The sequence below is a fragment of the Rhodococcus cerastii genome (assembly GCF_033042195.1).
Classification (GTDB): domain Bacteria; phylum Actinomycetota; class Actinomycetes; order Mycobacteriales; family Mycobacteriaceae; genus Rhodococcoides.
Map to the genome: position 1 here is coordinate 97309 of NZ_JAWLKF010000001.1, position 21019 is coordinate 118327.

The 21019-nt window shown below is 65.0% G+C and carries 20 protein-coding genes; 11 read left to right on the forward strand and 9 right to left on the reverse strand.

Translation table 11 applies throughout. The features are described from left to right. Window positions 1-22: 22 nt before the first annotated feature. Entirely contained in the window at window positions 23-1057 is a 1035-nt protein-coding gene (locus R3P93_RS00480; protein WP_317532181.1) for an Ldh family oxidoreductase, read from the reverse strand. Between the two features lie 173 nt (window positions 1058-1230). Between R3P93_RS00480 and R3P93_RS00485 the strand changes: the two genes are divergently transcribed. Continuing rightward, window positions 1231-2148 carry a LysR family transcriptional regulator gene (locus R3P93_RS00485; RefSeq protein WP_317532182.1) on the forward strand — a complete coding sequence of 306 codons (918 nt, stop codon included), beginning with the start codon at window positions 1231-1233 and terminating at the stop codon, window positions 2146-2148. A gap of 49 nt (window positions 2149-2197) precedes the next feature. On the opposite strand, the gene R3P93_RS00490 is transcribed toward R3P93_RS00485, so the two are convergent. Then, window positions 2198-3226 (reverse strand): Glu/Leu/Phe/Val family dehydrogenase, encoded by a 1029-nt coding sequence (locus R3P93_RS00490; protein WP_317532464.1) that lies wholly within the window; start codon window positions 3224-3226, stop codon window positions 2198-2200. Window positions 3227-3475: 249 nt separating this feature from the next. Then, on the reverse strand, window positions 3476-3955 hold the full coding sequence (locus R3P93_RS00495; RefSeq protein WP_068050387.1) for an Lrp/AsnC family transcriptional regulator: 480 nt from the start codon (window positions 3953-3955) through the stop codon (window positions 3476-3478). Between the two features lie 134 nt (window positions 3956-4089). On the opposite strand from R3P93_RS00495, the gene pdhA reads away from it, so the two are divergent. From pdhA to R3P93_RS00515, 4 genes are read left to right on the forward strand one after another with little or no spacing between them, the layout of a single operon-like run. Then, a complete protein-coding gene (pdhA, locus tag R3P93_RS00500; protein WP_068050389.1) occupies window positions 4090-5172 on the forward strand; it encodes a pyruvate dehydrogenase (acetyl-transferring) E1 component subunit alpha in 1083 nt (360 codons plus the stop codon). Beyond that, on the forward strand, window positions 5169-6179 hold the full coding sequence (locus tag R3P93_RS00505; RefSeq protein ID WP_317532183.1) for an alpha-ketoacid dehydrogenase subunit beta: 1011 nt from the start codon (window positions 5169-5171) through the stop codon (window positions 6177-6179). The genes pdhA and R3P93_RS00505 overlap by 4 nt, the downstream gene beginning before the upstream one ends. 49 nt (window positions 6180-6228) lie before the next feature. Next, a complete protein-coding gene (locus R3P93_RS00510) occupies window positions 6229-7518 on the forward strand; it encodes a dihydrolipoamide acetyltransferase family protein (protein WP_317532184.1) in 1290 nt (429 codons plus the stop codon). Between the two features lie 52 nt (window positions 7519-7570). After that, on the forward strand, window positions 7571-9718 hold the full coding sequence (locus tag R3P93_RS00515) for a thiamine pyrophosphate-dependent enzyme (RefSeq protein WP_317532185.1): 2148 nt from the start codon (window positions 7571-7573) through the stop codon (window positions 9716-9718). A 1-nt stretch (window position 9719) separates the two neighbouring features. On the opposite strand, the gene R3P93_RS00520 is transcribed toward R3P93_RS00515, so the two are convergent. Continuing rightward, a complete protein-coding gene (locus R3P93_RS00520) occupies window positions 9720-11201 on the reverse strand; it encodes an MDR family MFS transporter (protein WP_317532186.1) in 1482 nt (493 codons plus the stop codon). 130 nt (window positions 11202-11331) lie between these two features. Between R3P93_RS00520 and R3P93_RS00525 the strand changes: the two genes are divergently transcribed. Next, complete coding sequence (locus R3P93_RS00525; RefSeq protein ID WP_317532187.1) at window positions 11332-11979, forward strand: TetR/AcrR family transcriptional regulator; 648 nt, start codon at window positions 11332-11334, stop codon at window positions 11977-11979. Between the two features lie 39 nt (window positions 11980-12018). Here R3P93_RS00525 and R3P93_RS00530 read toward each other — a convergent pair whose 3' ends face one another. Together R3P93_RS00530 and R3P93_RS00535 are read right to left on the reverse strand one after the other, a co-directional pair. Continuing rightward, entirely contained in the window at window positions 12019-13164 is a 1146-nt protein-coding gene (locus R3P93_RS00530; RefSeq protein WP_317532188.1) for an NAD(P)/FAD-dependent oxidoreductase, read from the reverse strand. Next, window positions 13161-13658, reverse strand: coding sequence for an Lrp/AsnC family transcriptional regulator (locus tag R3P93_RS00535; RefSeq protein WP_094639065.1), 498 nt, complete (start codon window positions 13656-13658; stop codon window positions 13161-13163). Before R3P93_RS00535 ends, R3P93_RS00530 begins: the two co-directional genes overlap by 4 nt. A gap of 170 nt (window positions 13659-13828) precedes the next feature. Between R3P93_RS00535 and R3P93_RS00540 the strand changes: the two genes are divergently transcribed. The 4 genes from R3P93_RS00540 to R3P93_RS00555 all read left to right on the forward strand — a co-directional run bounded on the left by R3P93_RS00540 (window position 13829) and on the right by R3P93_RS00555 (window position 17092). After that, window positions 13829-14401 (forward strand): antibiotic biosynthesis monooxygenase, encoded by a 573-nt coding sequence (locus R3P93_RS00540; protein WP_068051636.1) that lies wholly within the window; start codon window positions 13829-13831, stop codon window positions 14399-14401. A gap of 25 nt (window positions 14402-14426) precedes the next feature. Next, complete coding sequence (locus R3P93_RS00545) at window positions 14427-15194, forward strand: tyrosine-protein phosphatase (RefSeq protein ID WP_317532189.1); 768 nt, start codon at window positions 14427-14429, stop codon at window positions 15192-15194. A 16-nt stretch (window positions 15195-15210) separates the two neighbouring features. Further along, window positions 15211-15735 (forward strand): peroxiredoxin, encoded by a 525-nt coding sequence (locus tag R3P93_RS00550; protein ID WP_068051633.1) that lies wholly within the window; start codon window positions 15211-15213, stop codon window positions 15733-15735. A 229-nt stretch (window positions 15736-15964) separates the two neighbouring features. Then, on the forward strand, window positions 15965-17092 hold the full coding sequence (locus R3P93_RS00555) for a class I SAM-dependent methyltransferase (RefSeq protein ID WP_317532190.1): 1128 nt from the start codon (window positions 15965-15967) through the stop codon (window positions 17090-17092). 3 nt (window positions 17093-17095) lie between these two features. Here the strand turns inward: R3P93_RS00555 and R3P93_RS00560 are convergent, their stop codons facing one another. Next, a complete protein-coding gene (locus R3P93_RS00560; RefSeq protein ID WP_068051629.1) occupies window positions 17096-17521 on the reverse strand; it encodes a hypothetical protein in 426 nt (141 codons plus the stop codon). A gap of 197 nt (window positions 17522-17718) precedes the next feature. On the opposite strand from R3P93_RS00560, the gene R3P93_RS00565 reads away from it, so the two are divergent. Continuing rightward, complete coding sequence (locus R3P93_RS00565; protein WP_317532191.1) at window positions 17719-18567, forward strand: Bax inhibitor-1/YccA family protein; 849 nt, start codon at window positions 17719-17721, stop codon at window positions 18565-18567. A 67-nt stretch (window positions 18568-18634) separates the two neighbouring features. Here the strand turns inward: R3P93_RS00565 and R3P93_RS00570 are convergent, their stop codons facing one another. Further along, window positions 18635-19855: an acetyl-CoA C-acetyltransferase gene (locus tag R3P93_RS00570; protein ID WP_068051627.1), complete on the reverse strand. Its 1221-nt coding sequence runs from the start codon at window positions 19853-19855 to the stop codon at window positions 18635-18637. 71 nt (window positions 19856-19926) lie between these two features. Then, complete coding sequence (locus tag R3P93_RS00575; RefSeq protein WP_094686551.1) at window positions 19927-20940, reverse strand: SGNH/GDSL hydrolase family protein; 1014 nt, start codon at window positions 20938-20940, stop codon at window positions 19927-19929. Window positions 20941-21019 lie beyond the last annotated feature (79 nt).

Here is a 21019-nt window from a genome sequence, read left to right on the forward strand (position 1 = left end):
TCCTTCGACTTGTCGGTTCTTCTCAGACCCGAGACTCGACGAGCTGATGCAACGCTCGAATATCGCTGTCGTCGAGCGTGATCCCGTCTCGGATCTGCTCGTGGTACCGCGCCATCTCGTATTCGCCCGGTAGTCGAACGGGATCGGCGGGATCGGTTGCCGGAACCGAATGCAACCGATCACCGAAGTCCTGGACGCGCTCGTGCAAATCGGGCCCGGAGAGCAGCAGCTCGGTGTCGACGAGGATGAAGAAATGACCCAGGTTCTGGGCCCGCTCCGGTGAGACACTCCATGAGCTGACCTTGTCCAGATATGCTGCACCGGAGAGCAATCCGGCGAACAGGTCGACCATTACCGCCAGCCCGTATCCCTTGTGACCCGCGATCGGCTGCAGGAAGCCCGAGAGCGCAGCGCTCGGATCGGTCGTAGGGCGGCCCGCGCTATCGGTGGCCCAGGTGGCGGGAATGGCGCGGCCATCGGTTTGGGCGGCGCGAATCTTTGCTCGCGCTGCGACGCTCAACGCGATGTCGAGAAAAATGGGGTCGCCACCCGGATTGGGGACGCCCCATCCCATCGGGTTGTTGCCCACTCGCGTGGCCTTCCCTCCGGACGGCGCGATCGTGGTCGTCGCATTGCTGGCGATGATCGCCGCAAATCCCTCCGAGGCAGCCTTGAAAAGATATGGCATGACCGGGCCGAAATGGTTGCTGTGCCTTGCGAACGCCGCTCCCACGCCGCATGTTCGGGCACCGTCCATGGCTGCGGCGAGTGCAGCACTACCGACCAGAGGTCCCACCGCGTTGGCACCGTCGATCAAGGCCAGAGCCGGGGCCGGCCGAGCGGTGGTCACCACCGCGTACGGATCGATGCCCCCGACGGTGGCGCGATCGAGGTACTGCGGGACCCGTTGTATTCCGTGAGTATGAATGCCGAACAGGTCGGCCAACACGAGGACTTCGGCGATGGTCCGAGCCGAGGCCTCGGACATGCCGCACGTGATCAGTGCTCGCGATGCGAGATGCTCGAGGTGGGTGGCGGAAACCGTAACTGTCGACATGGTGCCATGGCTTTCTGTGCGGTCGGGGGAGTGACGAGGACGTTCGTGGAACAGGTCCGGTGAACGGAGGCCTATGGCCTGGATCACTCTCGAAAGCCACTATGGCAGCGCTGGCCGATAAGTAGTAGTCAAGGTTTCTTGAGCCCGACATAAGCGGTGCTAAAGTTGGGCCGATGAAGGCTGATTTGACCCGACTGCAGATCTTGTCAGCTGTCGGACGACACGGATCGATGGCCGCCGCAGCAGATGAGCTGAGATACACCTCTTCGGCTATCTCGCAGCAGATCAGCAAGCTGGAGTCCGAACTGGGCGTCGAGCTCGTCGAACGACATGCCCGCGGTGTGCGCTTGACCGAGGCCGGGCGAGCGGTTGTCGTGAGGGCACGCGCCATCGACGAGCAACTCGACGGCATGAAAGACGATCTCCGTGAGCTCGCCGGAGGGTTCACCGGGACCGTTCGCTTCGGAGTATTTCCCACGTTTGCCGCGTCGTTGTTGCCCGACGTCGTCATCGGACTACGTGAGACGCATCCGGGAATTCGCCTATCGGTACATTCGAGCCGAATCGCACCCTTGCAGGAGTTGCTCGAGACGCGGCAGCTCGATCTGGCGCTGACGTGGGACTATCCGTGGAATCGAACCGTCGACGAAGGTCTGACCGTTCGCGAAATTCTCAGCGACTCAACGGTATTGATTGTTCGGCGCGATCACGAACTGGCGCACGCGGATACGGTCGAGCTCTCGGATCTGAGCAACGACGACTGGATCGTGCGAGCTGGAGGTCACCCCACCGCGGAGCATCTCTGGCGCTGTGCCCACACTGCCGGCTTCAGGCCGACGGTGGCGGTCGAAGCAAGCGACTACCAGGAAACGCAGGCCATGGTCGCTGCGGGTCTCGGCGTTACGCTGTGCCCCCAACTGGCCACCAGCTACGTCCGCGGCGAGGTCGTCGTCAAGCGGCTCGCCGCGTCCGTGCCGCCACGGCGCATCTGTACGGCCCGTCCGTCGGACGTCAAACCGTCCGTCGCGAGTCTCCGCCTGGAGGGGCTTCTTCACAAGGTTGTGAAGGGGTACAACCTTTCTCAGGGGTAGGCCTCCGACAGGCCGTCGTCGGCGCGGGATGTCGGAGTGATACCTCCTCTCAGTTCTGCGCGGCGGCGATTCGATCCTCGGCCAGGCGATCGGCTGCGGCTCCCAGCAGGATTCCCTCGGCGCGCGCGATGGCGAAGATGCCGGCGACCGTGCTGCGGATCTTGGCGATCGTGGCCATCACCTCCGCCGAATCCTTGCCGCGCAGTTCGCCTTCCACCTGGATCAGGCCACCGGCGTTGGCGACGTAGTCGGGTACCCAGACGATTCCGCGCGCAGCCAGCATGGCTTCGACATCGGGTGTGAGAAGTTGGTTGTTCGCTGCGCCGCACACGATGGACGCCGACAACCGGGCGACCGACGAGGCGTCGAGAGTGGCACCCATGGCGCAGGGCGCATAGACGTCGATGTCGGCACCGATGATGTCGGATCCGACGGTGACACCGGGGAAGTCGGCGACGATGCGATCGAGGGCGGGCGCGTAGGAGTCGCTGACGATCACCTCGGCACCGGCCTCGCGAAGCAGTGCGACGAGGTTGTAGCCCACCTTGCCCGCACCCTCGACGCCGACGCGCTTGCCGGTCAGATCGTCCGATCCCCAGGTCGATTCGGCTGCAGCGCGAAGAGAGAGAAAGACTCCGAGCGCGGTTTGGGGGCCGCTGTCGCCGGTGCCGCCTGCCGTGGTGTTCTTGCCGACGACGTGCGTCGTCTCCTCGGCGATGATGTCGAGATCGTCGCTGTTGGTGCCCACATCGCCTGCCGTCACGTACGTTCCGCCGAGCGATTCCACGAATCGGCCGTACGCGCCCAGCAGAGTCGGGGTCTTGATGGCGTTGGGGTTGCCGATGATCACCGCTTTACCGCCACCGAGATCGACTCCCGCGACGGCCGCCTTGTAGGTCATTCCCCGGGAGAGCCGTAGTACATCGGTCAACGCATCCTGCTCGGATGCATAGGGGTAGAAGCGAGTTCCGCCGAGAGCGGGTCCCAACGCGGTGGAGTGGACCGCGATGATCGCGCGCAGCCCGGTGTCGGGATCCTGACAGAACACGACGCGTTCGTGTGCGGAGTCGCGCGGCATGTCGGGACGATCGAAGACGCCCGTCGGCACGTGGTCGGTCGGGGTGGGCGCGGCGGCGGGGTGGTCGGCAACGACGGACACAGGCGGTCTCTTTCGGTGATGAGGCGGCGGTACCCGGAAATGGATGGTGTCCGGGAACATGTCCGTCGAAGAGTGCCGTGAACGTGCACGTTGGTCAACCGCCGTTGCCGAGAACGTGCATGTTGCACGGTGCGGCCCTGATCGATCTCGCGGGGATGGTCTGCCTGCTCAGCGTCGGCCGTCCTCGGCGAGCTGCTCGAGCAACGGCTTGGTGCGGTACTGGATCAACTCGCTCATCGCGATGGACATGTTGGTGCGCTCGACGCCGGGGATATCGAGGATGAGACCTGCGATGCGATACAGGTCGTCGGCGTCGACTGCGGCGATGCGAATGTGCATGTCCGCAGCGCCGGACAGTCCGAACACCTCGAGCACTTCCGGAATGGTGCGCAGGTGTTCGGTGACCGCAGCCAGGGTGTGCTGGTTGACCTGAGCTGTGACGAATGCCTGCAGCGGGCGGCCGAGAGATTTCGGTGGAATGCGGTGATCGATCGGCGTGAGCGATCCCTTGTCGTCCCATCGACCGAGGCGCGCCTGCACGGTGTTGCGGGACAGCCCCAAGGTGGTGGCGAGTTCGACGCCGGTGGCTCGCGGCTTGGCGCAGAGGGCGAGGAGGAGTCGGGCGTCGGTCTTGTCCAAATCGGTCATTGCGCACTTCCTGTCGCTCGGTCGTTACCCAATATTGTGCATCGTGCGCAGTTCTGAAGTCGGCACTTGTGCACCCTGGCTGTTGGTGGTGTTCTTGTGAAGGACATCACACCACGACGGAGAGTGCGACGAACATGAACACCACCTCGCTGGTACAGCTGATCAAAGAATCTGGAACGGTGGTCCGCAACGAGACCTACTCACCTCTCGTCGCGGACATCGACACGGCCGCGATGATGGAGATGTACCGCGATCTCGTGGTCGTCCGGCGCATCGACACCGAGGCGACCGCGCTACAGCGACAGGGCGAACTGGGGCTGTGGGCACCGCTGCTCGGGCAGGAAGCGGCGCAGGTCGGTTCGGCTCGAGCGCTCGACACCGAGGACTTCGTGTTCGCCAGCTACCGCGAGCACGGCGTCGCCTACTGCCGAGGCGTCGACCCCACCCGCATGCTGCGCTTCTGGCGCGGCTCGACGCTGTCCGGCTGGAACCCGTACGAGTACCGCATGACTACGCCCGCGATCATCGTCGGCTCGCAGGGATTGCACGCCACCGGGTACGCCATCGGCATGCAGCTCGAGGGAGCCGAGGGCGCGGCCATCACCTACTTCGGCGACGGCGCAACCAGCCAGGGCGACATCTCCGAGGCGCTCGGTTTCGCCGCCAGTTTTCACGCACCGGTGGTGTTCTTCTGCCAGAACAACCAGTGGGCGATCTCCGAGCCGGTGACCGTGCAGACCAAGGCAACGATCGCCGCTCGCGGTGAGGGCTACGGCATTCCCTCGGTCCGCGTCGACGGCAACGACGTTCTCGCCGTCCTGGCCGTCACCAGGGCAGCTCTCGCTCGCGCCCGCGAGGGCAGCGGCCCGACGCTCATCGAGGCCGTCACCTACCGCATGGGCCCGCACACCACTTCCGACGATCCGACGCGATACCGCTCGGGTGCCACCGACGACGAATGGCGCGCCAAGGATCCGATCGACCGAATCGAGAAGCTACTGAGGCGAATCGGCGTGTTCGACGACGCGTTCGCCGCCTCGGTGAAGCGGACGGCCGACGACGTCGCTGCCGAGCTTCGTCGCGGTTGCCTCGAGACCGTCGAGCCGGAAGCGATGTCGGTGTTCGACAACGTCTACGCCGATCCCCACCCCCTCCTGGACGACGAGCGCGTTCAATTCGCCTCGTACCGAGCCGGATTCGAAGGAGCCATGTCATGACCACGTTGGAACATGTTGCGCCGCAGCGACCCACCAGTCTTCCGTTGGGCAAGGCCATCAACGCAGGTCTGCGGCGAGCGATGGAGAACGATCCGAAGGTCCTGCTGATGGGCGAGGACATCGGCAAGCTCGGCGGCGTCTTCCGCATCACCGACGGCCTGCAGAAGGACTTCGGCCCCGGACGGGTACTCGACATGCCGCTGGCGGAGTCGGGCATCATCGGCACCGCAGTCGGACTCGCGATGCGGGGATTCCGCCCCGTGTGCGAGATCCAGTTCGACGGCTTCATCTATCCGGCGTTCGACCAGATCGTCTCGCAGGTCGCCAAACTGCACTACCGCACCAGTGGAAACGTCAAGATTCCCATGACGATTCGGGTGCCCTACGGCGGCGGAATCGGTGCCGTCGAGCATCACTCGGAGTCTCCCGAAGGCTATTTCGCGCAGACCGCAGGACTTCGCGTCGTCACGTGCAGCAACGCCGCCGACGGCTACTCCATGATTCAGCAGGCCATCGCCAGCGACGATCCGGTCCTGTTCTTCGAGCCGAAGCGTCGGTACTGGGAGAAGGGCCCGATCGACCTCGATGCCGACGCGTCGTACCCGCTGCATCGGGCGCGGGTGGTCACCGAGGGCACCGACCTCACCCTGATCGCGTACGGACCGCTCGTCGCCACTGCCCGCAAAGCTGCCGAAGTCGCTGCCCACGAGGGGGTGTCGATCGAGGTCATCGATCTTCGTTCACTCTCACCCATCGACTTCGAGACCATCGAGGCCTCGGTACGCAAGACCGGGCGTCTGGTCGTCACGCACGAGGCCCCGGTGTTCATGGGCCTCGGCTCCGAGATCGCCGCTCGGATCTCCGAACGCTGCTTCTACAACCTCGAGGCGCCGGTGCTGCGCGTCGGCGGCTTCGGTACGCCGTACCCGGCATCGAAGCTGGAGAAGTTCTATCTCCCCGACGTCGACCGGATTCTCGACGCAGTCGACCGCTGCCGCTCGCACTGACCTCGCGCTCACCGACCGCCGCCGATACGTACCGAACAGGATTTCGACGATGCCCACCATCAAGAGCTTTCCGTTGCCCGACCTCGGGGAAGGACTCACCGAAGCCGATCTGCTGACCTGGCTGGTCGCCGTCGGCGACACGATCGAGTTGAACCAGAACATCGCCGAGGTCGAAACGGCCAAGGCCGCCGTCGAACTTCCCTCACCGTTCGCGGGCGTCGTTGCTGCCCTTCATGTGTCGGAGGGTGACACCGTCGAGGTCGGGGTCCCGATCATCGACATCCGAGTCGATAAAGACACCGAGGACCCCGACGTCGTCGTTGCCGGCACCGATGTGGACGATGCGAGTCCGGTGGAGGACAGCGAGGAACGCGTTCCGGTTCTCGTCGGTTACGGCGTGGCGAAGGAAGGATCGAGTCGGCGCGGCGGCCGGGGGACCACTCCGGTCTCTACAGCACCGACCGGGCAGAACGGCAAACCGCTGGCTGCACCGCCGGTGCGAAAGATCGCCAAGGACAACGCCGTCGACCTTTCCGAGGTACCCCCGACCGGAGCTCGCGGCGACGTCACCCGAGACGATGTCGAGTCGTATCTGCACGGAGCCGACACTGCAGGGGAGCAGACCCCACTGCGGGTCGGCCGCGAAGAGCGGACCCCGATCAAGGGGGTGCGCAAACATACTGCAGATGCGATGGTGCGCAGTGCATTCACCGCTCCGCACGTCACCGAGTTCGTGACGGTGGACGTCACCGACACCCTGACACTGCTGGACTCGCTACGGTCCTCCGCCCACTTCGCCGACGTGCGGCTGACCCCGCTGGCGCTGGTCGCCAAGGCGGTTCTCGTTGCGCTGAAATCGAATCCCTCGCTCAATTCCTCGTGGGACGAGGCTGCTCAGGAGATCGTCACCAAGTACTACGTGAACCTCGGCATCGCCGCGGCGACCCCGCGCGGATTGATGGTTCCCAACATCAAGGACGCCCACGAACTCTCGTTGGTGGATATCGCGCGCGCACTGGCAGAGCTGACGCGCACGGCCAAGGAGGGCAAGAGCAGTCCTGCCGACCTGGCCGACGGCACCATCACCATCACCAACGTCGGAGTGTTCGGTGTCGATGCAGGCACTCCCATCCTCAATCCAGGCGAAGCGGCCATCCTGTGCTTCGGTTCGATCCGCCGCATGCCCTGGGAACACGAGGGTGCCATCGCACTGCGGTCGGTGACGACACTGTCGCTCTCGTTCGATCACCGTCTCGTCGACGGCCAGCAAGGTTCGCAGTTCCTCGCCCTCGTCGGCCGGTTGCTCAGCACTCCGATGGATATGATCGCCCTGAGCTGATTCACGCAGCTCGGCTCGATGGAGACAGCTCTACGGGAACAAAGGTGCGAGTGTGGCCGAGGCGATCGACGAGTACTTCCTGAAGCAGGTTCGGTCGGCTCGGAACGGAGATTCGGCCGTTGCCGATCCGGACCGACTGCTCCGGTACTTCGACGCGCAACTCGCGAGCCGGCATCTCGACTTCGCCGCGCGCTGGTTGCAATCAGCTGGCTTCGGCTACTACACCATCGGCTCGTCCGGGCACGAGGCCAACGCAGCCGTCGGTGCCGCGACCACGGTCACCGACCCGGCGCTGCTGCACTACCGATCCGGTGGTTTCTACGCGGCACGCGCACAACAGTATTCGGACGCGACCCCGATCCGGGATGTGCTGGCGAGTCTGGTCGCCTCGACTGGCGATCCGATGTCCGGCGGACGGCACAAGGTGTTCGGGCATCCGGATCTGGGGATCGTTCCGCAGACATCGACCATCGGCTCGCAGGTACCGCGCGCAGTCGGTCTGGCGTTCGCACTGGGCCGGGCGAAGGCTCTGCGGCATAGCACTCCATGGCCCGAGGACGCCATCGTCGTGTGCAGCTTCGGCGACGCCTCGGCCAACCACTCGACGACGGTGGGGGCGCTCAACTCGGCGGCCTACTGCGCGCACCAATCCGTTCCGATGCCCATCCTGTTCGTCTGCGAGGACAACGGGATCGGCATCAGTACCCGATCGCCGCGAGGGTGGATAGCGCAGTCGCTCGGCAGATTTCCTTCGATCGAGTACGTGCGGGCCGACGGACACGATCCTGATGCATTGATGCACATCGTCGACGCCGCCGTTGCTACCGTGCGGACTCGCCGTCGACCGGTGGTCCTCCATCTCGAGACGGTGCGGCTGATGGGCCACGCCGGTTCCGATGCCGAGCTGGCCTATCGCACCAACGCAGATATTGTCGGCGACTATGCACGAGATCCGTTGCTCGCCACTGCACGTACGCTGATCGGGGCGGGAGTGCTCTCGGCAGTCGACGTCGAAGTGCGCTACGAGGCGATGCGCGAGACCGTCATGGCCGAGGCCGAGGCAATGGTCGAGTCACTTCGGACCGGGGCGTCGTCGCGCCTGGCCACCGCGGACGCGGTGATGGCTCCGCTGACCGAACGGCGACCCGTTGCCGTGGCCGCCACCGAGCAGAGCCTGCGGCCTGCACCGGGCGGGCCGCATCTGACGCTCGCCGCCATGATCAACAGGACCCTCACCGACATCATGGCAGCGCGACCGGACGTCCTCGTGTTCGGGGAGGACGTGGCCGTCAAGGGCGGCGTCTACGGCGTCACGAAGGGTCTACGCAAGAAGTTCGGTGCAGCACGGGTTTTCGATACTCTGCTCGACGAGCAGACGGTGCTCGGCACCGCCCTCGGTGCTGCGCTCGCCGGGTTCGTTCCGATACCCGAAATTCAGTATCTGGCGTACCTGCACAATGCGGAGGATCAGTTGCGCGGCGAGGCCGCGTCGCTCGAGTTCTTCTCCGATTCGCAGTTCGCCAACGGGATGGTCGTGCGTATCGCAGGCCTGGCGTATCAGCGTGGTTTCGGTGGGCACTTTCACAACGACAACGCGGTTGCGGTGCTGCGCGACATTCCGGGCGTAGTGGTTGCTGTCCCGAGTTCGGCGGCGGAGGCCGCCGGTCTGCTCCGAACCTGTGTGGCATTGGCCGTCGAGGAAGGGCGGGTCTGCGTTTTTCTCGAGCCGATCGCCCTCTACCATCGCACCGACCTGGACGACGGCGACGGAGCGCTGCGGTGCGTCGACGAAGGCCCGGCCGAATTCGGCACCGTCGCAACGCATGGCGATGGCATGGATCTGGCCATCGTCACGTTCGGGAACGGCGTGGTGATGAGTAGACGAGCCGCATCCAGGTTGCGTGAACGCGGGATCGGCGTGACGGTGGTCGATGTGCGATGGATCGTTCCGCTCCCGAGCGAGGATCTGTTGCACCGGCTCTCGGAATTCGATCGGGTATTGATCGCCGACGAGACCCGGCACGACGGGGGAGTCGGCGAGGGCGTCGTGACCGCTCTGGTCGAGGGAGGTTACGACGGTGCCATCGGCAGAGTATCGAGCGCGAACTCGTTCGTACCACTCGGTGCCGCGGCCGATCTGGTCCTCCTGTCGGAAGACCAGATCGTCGCTGCGGCCGTGAAGCTGATCGAAGTCGAGTGATTCAGTGAACCGGTTGGGCAGGGGCGACGGCGTCGCGATCACTGCGCGCCGGCGCCCGGATGAAGAACGACGCTGCCACCGCCACCAGTGACACGGCCCCGCCGTAGAGGAAGGCGGTGTGGATACCGGCCTCGGAGCCGCCCACAGCGGTTGCGCCGTCGGCGATTCGGGCTGCCGCGGCGTTCGACATCACGGTGACGAACAGTGCGGTACCTGCGGCGCCTGCCAACTGCTGAACCGTGCTGAAGATGGCACTGCCGTGCGAGTACAGCTGGGCGGGAAGCGATCCCAGCGACGAGGTCATGAGCGGCGTCATGATGAGCGCGAGGCCTGCCGAGAGCAGCATGTGGATACCGATCACAAGCGGAAGGGCGGACTGCGCGTCCAGGACGGTCATCGACCACAGCGCGGCGCTCACCACCATCGCACCGGGAATGACCAACGGGCGCGGTCCGATTCGGTCGAAGATGCGCTCGACGAACGGCGCGAGCAAGCCCATCAGCAGTCCGCCGGGGAGCAGCATCAGGCCGGTGTCCAGGGTGTCGAGACCGCGGACGTTCTGCAGGTACATCGGTAGCAGGATCAGAGCGCCGAACAGGGCCATCATCGAGATCGCGATCATGCCGAGGCCGACGCTGAAGGTGGGGGTACGGAACGGACGCATGTCCAGTAGAGCTCCACCCTGATCTTGACGGGCGACCTGACGCAGCACGAACACCACCAGGGCAATCGCTCCGACCACCAGTGGTAGCCACACCGGTACGACCGACTCCTCGGCCGAGTGTCCGAGGCTGCTCAGGCCGTAGACGATGCCGCCGAAAGCCAACGCGGACAACACGACCGACAGGGGATCGAACGAAGGCCGACCGGTCTGGGTCACGTTCTTCACCAGAGTGGTCCCGATGGCGAACGCGACGAGTGCGATCGGCAGGACGAGCCAGAACATCCAACGCCAGTTCAGCGAATCGAGGATGATTCCCGAGATGGTCGGACCGATGGCGGGGGCCACGGCGATGACGATGGAGATCACGCCCATCATCGCGCCGCGCTTGTGCGCCGGAACCACCGTGAGCACGGTGGTCATCAACAGCGGCAACATGATCGCCGTGCCGCTGGCCTGAGTGACGCGTCCGAGCAGGAGCAGCTCGAAGCCCGGGGCAGAGGCTGCGAGCAGTGTGCCGACGGTGAACAGACTCATCGCAGCGACGAATACCTGGCGCAACGTGAAGCGCTGGAACAGGAATCCGGTGATGGGGATGACCACTGCCATCGTCAACAGGAATCCGGTGGTGAGCCACTGCGCGGTGGTCGCCGTGATGTTCAGGTCGACCATCAGGGTCGGGAGTGCGACGCTCATGATCGTCTCGTTGAGGATCATGACGAACGCGGCAATGACGAGAATGCCGATCAGAAGTTTGCTGCCCGGCGCGAGTTCGTCGTCCGGCGCGGACTCGGATATGTGGTCGGTCTGAGGTGAGTTCATCGGAAGCTTTCGAGTATGGGTACAAGGTGCGGACAACGGACCGCCCAGATAGCTTGATTCACCATGACAGTGACTGTCAACTTGAATATTACTGGTAAGTTGACGGTGAGAACCCGAAGGAGTGACGAGGATGACGGAACGAGTGATGGATCTGCGAGAACGACGTCGCCGAGACACCCAGCTCGAGATCTCCTGCGCCGCGCTCGACCTGTTCGAGAAGCAGGGGTGCGCCGCGACGACGGTCGACGAGATCGCGCGTCGGGCAGGGGTATCGCCCAGCACGTTCTTCCGTAGCTTCGCGTCGAAGGAAGATTCCGTCCTCGGAAACGACCCCGAGCTGGACGTCGATCTGCACGCCTGGCTGGCGTCCACGGCACCGGAGAACATCACCATCACCGGAATCGAAGCACTCTACGAGCGATCCGTCGAACGATTTTCCTCCGCACCGGACGAGGGGCGGGATCGTCTCCTCCGCACCCGACGGCTGATCGGGGCCGACGCGCACCTGCGATCCGCGGCCTTCGCCCACGACGCGATGACATTGTGCCGCGTCACCGATGCGGTGGCCGAACGGCTCGGTGACCACGAATCGCGTTCCTATGCACGACTTCTGGTGGAGGGTGCCGGCATGGTCATGCGCATCGCCTTCGACGACTGGGCCGAGCGGGTCGACGGTGGACAGGACGCCGATCTACTGGACATCTACCGAACCACGGTGCGCGATCTGCGACGCGTCGTCGGTAGAGCGGCTGCGCCGCACGTGAGTGAAACTTCGTAGCAGGGGTCGAGTTTTCGTGCACGTGGCGCGAAGCGCCTCTCACCCGAAGCGCTGCGGAGCCACGTCTCCCGGCCGTAGTCCGCGCTCGGTCACATCGACCGGAAGTGGCTCTCCGCGAACCATCGTCGCGCCCACCCTGGCCAGCGCCGCACACGTCTGGATTCCGTATCCGCCCTGACCGGCGCACCAGAAGAAGCCTTCGACTTCTCGATCGAAGCCCACGACCGGGGTGCGATCGGGAACGAAACTGCGCAGACCCGCCCAGGACGAGCGCAGATGCCGGCCCGTCAGCGTGGTCGCCTCGGCGATGTCGTCGAACGCCCGCGCGATCTCCAGTTCGTCCGGACGGGCATCGCTCGGTTCGGTGGGCGTCTCGTCCGCAGGCGAACACAACAGTTGTGCGCCTTCGGGTTTGATGTAGAACTTCTCGTCCATGTCGCTCAACGTCGCAAGATTCGCGGTGTCGAGATTGTCGGGTGCGGCGACCATGAACACCGACCGACGCATCGGCACGAGCCCGATGGGATCGGCTCCCGCCATCGCTCCGAGAACATCCGCCCACGCGCCTGCTGCGTCGACGACGAGCGGCGCGGTGTGGACCGACCCGTCCGTGGTGTGCACGTGCCACAGTCCGTCGATGCGTCGAAGTTGCGTCACACCTGCCCCGGTGTGGACTCGCCCACCTCGATCGCGCAGCCCCCGCACGAACCCCTGATGCAGCGCGTGTACGTCGACCTCCATCGAATGTGGTTCGTACAGTGCACAATCGATCAGTTCGGGACGCAGCGGCGGAAAGAGCGTCTGCGCGTCGGCCGGGGATACCAGTTGGGCGTCCGGTGTCAGTCGGCTGACGTCCGCATACATTGCCTCCAGCGCGTCACCTCGGCCACTGGCCGCGAACTGCAGCAGCGGACGCGGGGCGAGCAATTCGGATCGGAAGTGTTCCGGTGGGTTCGTCAGGAATTCTCGACTGGCCGTCGTCAGAGCGCGAATGGTGCTGTTGCCGTAGGTCTCCAAGAACAGTGCGGCAGAGCGGCCGGTGGTGTGGAAGGCCAGGGTCTTCTCGCGCTCGAGCAGCGTGACGCGTCGGTCGCTCGCGAGTTCGTATCCGAGCGAGACACCCCCGATTCCGCCGCCGATCACGATGACGTCGATGGAGTTCGGATCTCGCTCGGACGTGGTCATGAATTGCTTCCGTTCGTTGTCTCTGCGGTCCACTGCGCGCCCGGTCCGATCGCCTCGTCGAAGATCAGCCAGGTTCGCGTCGACAGTATCCCGTCGAGTCCCTGCAGCTTGTCGAGGACCAGATGGCGTAGCGCCGAGGTGTCCGGAGCTCGCACCAGAACGAGTGCGTCGAAGTCGCCGCCCATGAGGCTGACGTGTTCGACGAACGGAAAGGTGCTCAGGTCGTCGGCGACGGCTCGCCAGGAATCCTGCCGAATGGACAGTGCCACATAGGCCGACGCGCCGAACCCCGCCTTCTCGTAGGCGATGCGTGCGGTGAATCCCTCGATGACACCTTCGTCGACGAGGCGGTCGACGCGCACGTAGGCGTGCGCCCGCGAGATGTGGGTGGCCTCGGCCAGGGCACGCATGGACATTCTGCCGTCACGGCTGAGCTCGGTGACGATGCGTCGGTCCACGTCGTCGAGACGGTACTCGGGTCGGTGCTGTGCCATCCGTCCACTCCAGGTCGCTCGGAAAGGGTCTGTGTAGACGAATTGTCACATCTTTCCCGACCGTGAGCCATCGATCTCCGATTCGGCTCTCGATTTGAAGGTCGGTCCATCTGGCCGCACTCTGTGTAGAACACATCGATCCGCGACGAACACGCGCAGAAGGGGTAGTCATGACCACGACCGACACGCTCGATCACGTCACGACCTCGGTCGCACGACGCGTTCGACAGGGATACGAAACAGACTTCGTGGAGTGGACCGATCGCGGGATGGATCTGGTCCGAACCTTTCCCGGATTTCTCGGTGGCGGCTGGCTGCGCAGTTCCGGTGATTCCAGCGACTACCACGTGGTCTATCGATTCGAGACACACGACGACCTCGACGCCTGGCTGCGCTCGGATGCCAGGCGCACCTGGCTCAGCACCGGCCGTCCCATCGCCGACGACGTTGCGACCCATCGACTCTCCGGTGTGGAGGGATGGTTCGAGCCGCAGTCCAACCTCACCGACGCCGTCCGGGTCATCGGTGGTCCGCCGCCGCGGTGGAAGCAGGCGATCTCGATCGGCGTGGCCTTCTACGCCGTCAGTTTGCTCGTCAACATCGTTCTCACGCCACATCTGACCGACCTGAACGTGGCTCTGCGCACCGCACTGGTGGTGATGATGTGCACACCGCTGATGGTCTACGTGGTGATGCCGTTCGTCACCGCCCGGCTACGGCGGTGGCTGGCACCGCGCTCGTAGGATCACCTTCGATAGGGTCGTACTCATGCCCGACGCCCCGGTACACGATCAATTCGCCCTCGACGGGGCCTGGAACTTTCGCGATCTCGGCGGTGTGCGTACCACCGACGGGGCGACGGTTCGGCCCGGATTGTTCTATCGCGCATCCGAATTGAGCGGGTTGACCGAGGTCGGGCAGCGCGTTGTCGCGGATCTGGGCATCCGTACCGTGTTCGATTTCCGCGGTGATGCGGAGGCCGAACGAAGCGGTGTCGACAGGGTTCCCGCCGGCGTCGAGTCGATCTCCGTGCCGTACGAGAATCTGAAGGGCGAGCGAGCCCCACACGAGGCGGCCCCGATTCACGACGAGCAGAGTCAAGTGGACTACATGATGCGCGCGTATGCCTCCTTCTCGACTCTCGACGGAGCGTCGCACGCGATCAAGCGGGTGGTGGACGAGATCGTGGGGCGTCGCGGCGGTGTCCTGGTGCACTGCGCAGCAGGTAAGGACCGCGCGGGGTGGACGGTCGCGACGGTGTTGCGCGCGGCAGGCGTCGACGAGGACGACATCGTCGCGGACTATCTGAGAAGCAACGATGCGATGGAGCCGTTGCTCGCGCACGTCCGCCGGACCTGGTCCGGACTCCACGACGTTCTGCCGACCGAGGCGATCCTGGGCGTTCGTGCGTCCTATCTGGAGCACGGATGGGCCACCATGGAGTCGAACCACGGTTCGTTCGGCGGATATCTGACCCACCTGGGTATCGATCGGGATCTCCGGCAACGCCTGACTGCCGCCCTCGTGCAGGGCTGAGCGGTAACCTCGCCCCATGCGCATCGGAAAGACCGCCCCGGACTTCGAGTTGCCGGACCATTCCGGTGAACTGCGTGCGCTGTCCGACCTGACGGCGTCGGGTCCGGTCGTCCTGTTCTTCTACCCGGCGGCCAACAGCCCCATCTGCACAGCCGAAGCGTGTCACTTCAGGGACCTGGGCACGGAATTCGACAGATTCGGCGCACAACGCGTGGGCATCAGTACCGACACCCGAGATCGGAACCATCATTTCGCGCTGCAGAGGTCGTTCGACTTTCCGTTGCTCTCCGATCCCGACGGGGCGGTCGCCGAACAGTTCGGAGTGCGTAGAGGCGGGTGGTTCACGCGGCGGCGTCGGCTCCGAGAGCTCGAACGCGGCCACTCGAACGCGGGCCGTCGCGGATATGTGAGGCAATTATTGTCCGTGAAGCGGACGACATTCGTGATCGATCGGCACCGAGTGGTGCGGATGACGGTGCGGAGCGAGCGCGGTCACGTGCATGCGACCAAGGCGCTCGAGTACCTGCGCTACCTGTCGTGAGAGTTGCTCGTTACGTTCCGAACGTCATTCGTTCGCGCCGCTGAACAGGGCGGTGTAGACGGCAGGCTTCGAAGCTTCGGCGTGTGCATCGGTCGATGCATCGTCAGGATGGCTGAAGAGTGCCTCGTTCTTGTCTTTGTGTTCCATTCCCCGAGCATGCCCCTGATTCGCCGCAATAGCCACTCGCCGCGCGGGCTGTCGTGGGTGTGCAGGGTGGGATACTGCTCGGGTGCCCGATGAATCCCTGTTCGACGCCCTCCGCCGTGAGCCCGACGCCGAGGCACCGAACCTTCATGCCGTCGACGCCGCGGACCGCCTCGTCCTCGATACCGTCGCCGAACTCCCCGGAATCGACAGGACCATGCCGATCGCGGTGATCGGCGACAGGTACGGAGCCATGACCCTCGGTGCCGTTTCCCTCGGTTTCACCGCGGTTCGCGTCCATCAGGACGCCGTCACCGGCGCGCGGGCACTCGAGCTGAACGCCGCGCGAGTCTCGTTGTCGGACTCCTACACCCAGCACACCCTGGGTGCCGAACTGCTGACCGGCGTGGGCACAGTACTGATGCAATTGCCACGAAGTCTGGCCGAACTCACCGAGATCGCCGAGCACATCGCGGCACACGCGGCGGCGGACGTCGTCGTCCTCGCAGGCGGGCGAGACAAACACATGACCCCCGCGATGAACGACGTCCTGAAAAAGTCGTTCGAGACCGTCACGGCCGGCCGCGGCCGGCAGAAAGCCCGAGTGCTCACCGCAACCGGGGCGGTGGCGTCGGGCATGACGTATCCGGTGAGCAAGCGGATTGCCGATGTGGACATGACGGTGGTGGCGCACGGTGCGGTGTTCGCGGGGGCCGGCCTCGATATCGGAACTCGTTTTCTGCTCGAGTACACACCGAAGATGCTGCCGCGAGCCCGCAGCGCCGTCGATTTGGGTTGTGGCACAGGGATTCTCGCCACCGAGCTGGCTCGGACCAGGCCCGATCTCGAGGTGATCGCGACAGATCGCTCGGCGGCAGCGATCGCATCGGCCTCGGCCACTGCGGCGGCGAACGGGACTCGAATTTCGGTGATCGCCGATGACGCGATGTCGACCTTCGATTCCGAATCGGTCGATCTGGTGGTCTGCAATCCACCGTTCCACGAGGGTGCCGCGGTGCACACGGGCGCGGCGAGCAAATTGTTCGTTGCCGCCGGTCGGGTGCTGCGACCGGGCGGACAGATGTGGACGGTCTACAACACACACTTGAACTACCGGCGTGAACTGGCCGACGCGGTGGGTCCCACCGATCTCATGGGCCGCAACGGCAAGTTCACCGTTGCTCGCTCGGTACGCCCGAGCGAGCAACGATGACTGTCAGGTGACCGGGCCGCCGTCTTCGGGAGTTCCGTCGATCTGTCCCCGGTTGCGCCCGAGGTCCTCGACGAGGGTGCCCTCGACGATCTCGGCCTGACGCTGGCCTTCCGCGTAGTCGATGTCGGGATCCTCGTCGGATTCCTCGACGACGTGGTCGACGAGTTCCTCGGTCAGTTCGTCGTCTGGAGTCTCGGTGATCGGGCGGTCGAGTTCCTCCTCGACGGCGATGTCGGGTTCTTCCTCGCTGAGCTTGAGATCCAGGCTCTCGCCCTCGGCAGCCTCGCGAGCGGTGGTGCCGAAGCTGTTGGCCTCGCTCCAATGGTCGGGGGGATCGACCACGGTGTCGCCGTCGTCGTTGCGCACCTCGTCGGAGTCGACGCTTTCACTGGGGTCCAAGGTCTGGTCGGGTCCGTCTTCGATTGCCATTTCCTCATACTGCCCGTTTCGATTCGGTGTCACACACGCGGTCGTCTCCGCGTGTGTGCCCGGTACCCGGTAGAGTCCGTTTTGTCCGTCGTAGAAGTTCTCCTCCTGGGAACTTTTGTCCGGATGTCAGACGTTCTACTGATGACCGACGGGGAGATCCCCGGTGGGGATCAGAACTTACGAAGGGAAGAGACACGGTGCGCACCTCCAGCAACCCGGTGTTCCGCAACCTGCCCAAGCAGCAGGGCGGCGGATACGCCACATTCGGATCTGCGACGGCTGGAGCCTCGCAGGCCGCAACCTTCGGCCAGCATCCCGGAACGCAGGCCGACCCGTACACCACGCAGCCCGCACAGCGGGCCATGACGATCGACGACGTGGTCACCAAGACCGGCATCACCCTCGGTGTGCTGAGCGTGACGGCGATCATCTCGTACCTGCTCGTCTCCAGCAACACCGACTTGGCCATCCCGTTCGTCATCGGCGGTGGCTTGATCGGCTTCGGTCTGGTCATGTTCGCGACCTTCGGCCGCAAGATGGACAACAAGGCGATCGTGCTCGCGTACGCCGCAGCCGAAGGCGTGTTCCTCGGTGCGCTGTCGCTGATGTTCACCGGCGTCGAGTTCGGTGGGGTCGGTGGATCCGCCCTCATAGGCCAGGCAGTCCTCGGTACGTTCGGCGTGTTCTTCGGCATGCTGATCGTCTACAAGACCGGTGCCATCCGCGTCACCCCGCGCTTGACCCGCATGGTCGTCGGTGCCCTCATCGGTGTCGTCGTGCTGATGCTCGGCAATCTCGTCGCCAGCTTCTTCATGGAGGACGGCTTCGGACTTCGCTCCGGCGGACCGCTGGCCATCATCTTCAGCCTCGTCTGCATCGGCATCGCGGCGTTCAGCTTCCTGCTCGACTTCGATCAGGCGGATCAGCTGATCCGCGCACAGGCTCCCGAGAAGGCAGCCTGGGGCGTCGCCCTCGGTCTGACCATCACGCTGGTCTGGCTGTACGTCGAGATCCTGCGTCTGCTGAGCTACTTCCAGAACGACTAGTACTCACGCGAAAAGCCCCGCCACTCCGTTGAAGGAGGGCGGGGCTTTTTCGTTGTGATGTCTCGGATCAGCTGAGGCGCTCGAGCACCATCGCCATACCCATGCCGCCGCCGACGCACATGGTCTCGACGCCGAACGTCTTGTCGTGGGTCGTCAGGTTGTTCAGCAGCGTGGTGGTGATGCGCGCACCGGTCATGCCGAACGGGTGGCCGATCGCGATGGCACCACCGGAGACATTGAGCTTGTCCTCTTCGATGCCTAGGTCGCGCGCCGAGCCGAGGACCTGCACGGCGAAGGCCTCGTTGATCTCGAACAGGTCGATGTCGGAGATCGACATGCCCGCGATCTTCAGCGCCTTACGGGTCGCCTCGATGGGTCCGAGGCCCATGATCTCGGGGGACGTGCCGGTCACGCCGGTCGAGACGATGCGGGCGAGCGGAGTCAGGCCCAGTTCCTTGGCCTTGGTGTCGCTCATGATGACGAGCGCTGCTGCGCCGTCGTTGAGCGGGCAGGCGTTACCGGCGGTGATGGTGCCGTTCGGTCGGAAGACCGGCTTGAGCTGGCTGATCTTCTCGTAGGTGGTGCCGGCGCGAGGGCCGTCGTCGGTGTTGACGACGGTGCCGTCGGGCAAGGTCACCGGGGTGATCTCCCGCTCGAAGAAGCCGGCGTTGATGGCCTCTTCGGCGCGGTTCTGGCTGCGGACGCCCCAGTGGTCCTGATCCTCGCGGGTGATGCCGGTGAGCAGCGCGACGTTCTCGGCGGTCTGGCCCATCGCGATGTACGCGTCGGGCAGCTCGCCGTTCTCGCGGGGATCGGTCCAGCTGTCCGCGCCCTCTTCCTGTGCCTTCTTGGTGCGGGCCTCGGCGTCGGCGAAGATCGGGTTGTGGCTCTCGGGCAGCGAGTCGGAGCTGCCGTGGACGAAGCTGGACACGCTCTCGACGCCAGCGGAGATGAACACGTCACCCTCGCCTGCCTTGATCGCGTGCAGCGCCATGCGGGTGGTCTGCAGCGAGGACGAGCAGTAGCGCGTGATCGTCGTTCCGGGCAGCGAGTCGTAGCCGAGCTGCACTGCGACGATGCGAGCGAGGTTGTTGCCCTGCATGCCGCCGGGCAGACCGCAGCCCAGGAGGAGATCGTCGATGTCCTTCGGGTCGAGCGAGGGCACCTTGGCCAGCGCTGCGGCGACCATCTGGGCGGTGAGGTCGTCGGGACGAATGTCCTTGAGCGACCCCTTCATGGCCCTGCCGATCGGTGAGCGCGCGGTGGCGACGATGACTGCCTCTGGCATGAGATCTCCTTCGAATCGATACTGCGTGACTACAGTGCTACCGCCGGGTAGGCGATGTCTCCTGTCCGAACTTACAACCCCGCCGATCGGTCACCGGCACGACGTACGAGATCCTCCGACGCAGTGACGATCTCGGCGTCGAGCTCGGCGCTTCTCCGGCGCAGGAAGCGATCGAACGCGGCCGTCGCGCGGGGGATGGCCTTGCGTGACTCGGCGGCAGCGGACACGGTCGGCAGCTCGGGCAACGGGCCGCCGTGCCACACGCCCAGCGCCGATGCGAGTACCGGCAGAATCTGCTGAGCGGCGAGCTCGTACCCCGCGGCCGACGGGTGAAAGCGGTCGGCCGAGAACATGGTGTCGGGCGCTGCCAGGAATTCGGGGGAGAGCAGATCGGCCAGAGCCACCGGATGGCCACCGGCGCTGAGAGTCCTGGCCGTCTGGGCGTTGGCGAGACGTCGACCCCAATTGCGGACGACGGTGCGCAGTGGCTGCGGGATAGCCGTCACGACACCGAGATCGGGGCATGTGCCCACTGCCACGACGCAGCCCTTGGCCGTCAATCGTTCGACGGCGTCGCCCAGCCGGGCCGCCGACGCCGGGATGGAGAACTTCTTGGTGACGTCGTTCGCGCCCACGAAGATGACCGCCGCGTCCGGGGGCGGGCCGGCGACGAACATCGCGTCGACCTGGCCTTCGAGCCCCTTCGAGGTGGCACCGGCAATCGCTTTGGTGCTCAATCGAATTCGTTGCCCGGTTTCCTCGGCCAGTCCGCGGGCGATCAGTACGCCGGGAACTTCGTCGGCTACCGTGCATCCCACGCCGGCAGCGGTGGAGTCGCCGAAGATCATCAGATGAATATCTGCTGAATTTCCCATCCGCCATCGTTCCGGGGCCGCGCATCCCGCGGTGTAGACGCCGTCCGCCTCCGGTGGCTTGGCGGTGGTGCGCCCGATGACGCCGCGTGCCGCCGCGGCCTGCGCCATCAGATGTCGGTACGCGGCCCAGGATGCAGTCCCTGCTCCGGAGCCTGCAAGTACTGTCGCGGCGCTCGCTTTAGCAGCGGTACGCCATCCGCTCGCCGTCACAGATCGATCCCTCTCCTCGTGCCGTTGTCACCATCGTATGCGGGGTATCGACGGCCGTGACCGAGAGTGAAACAGGTGC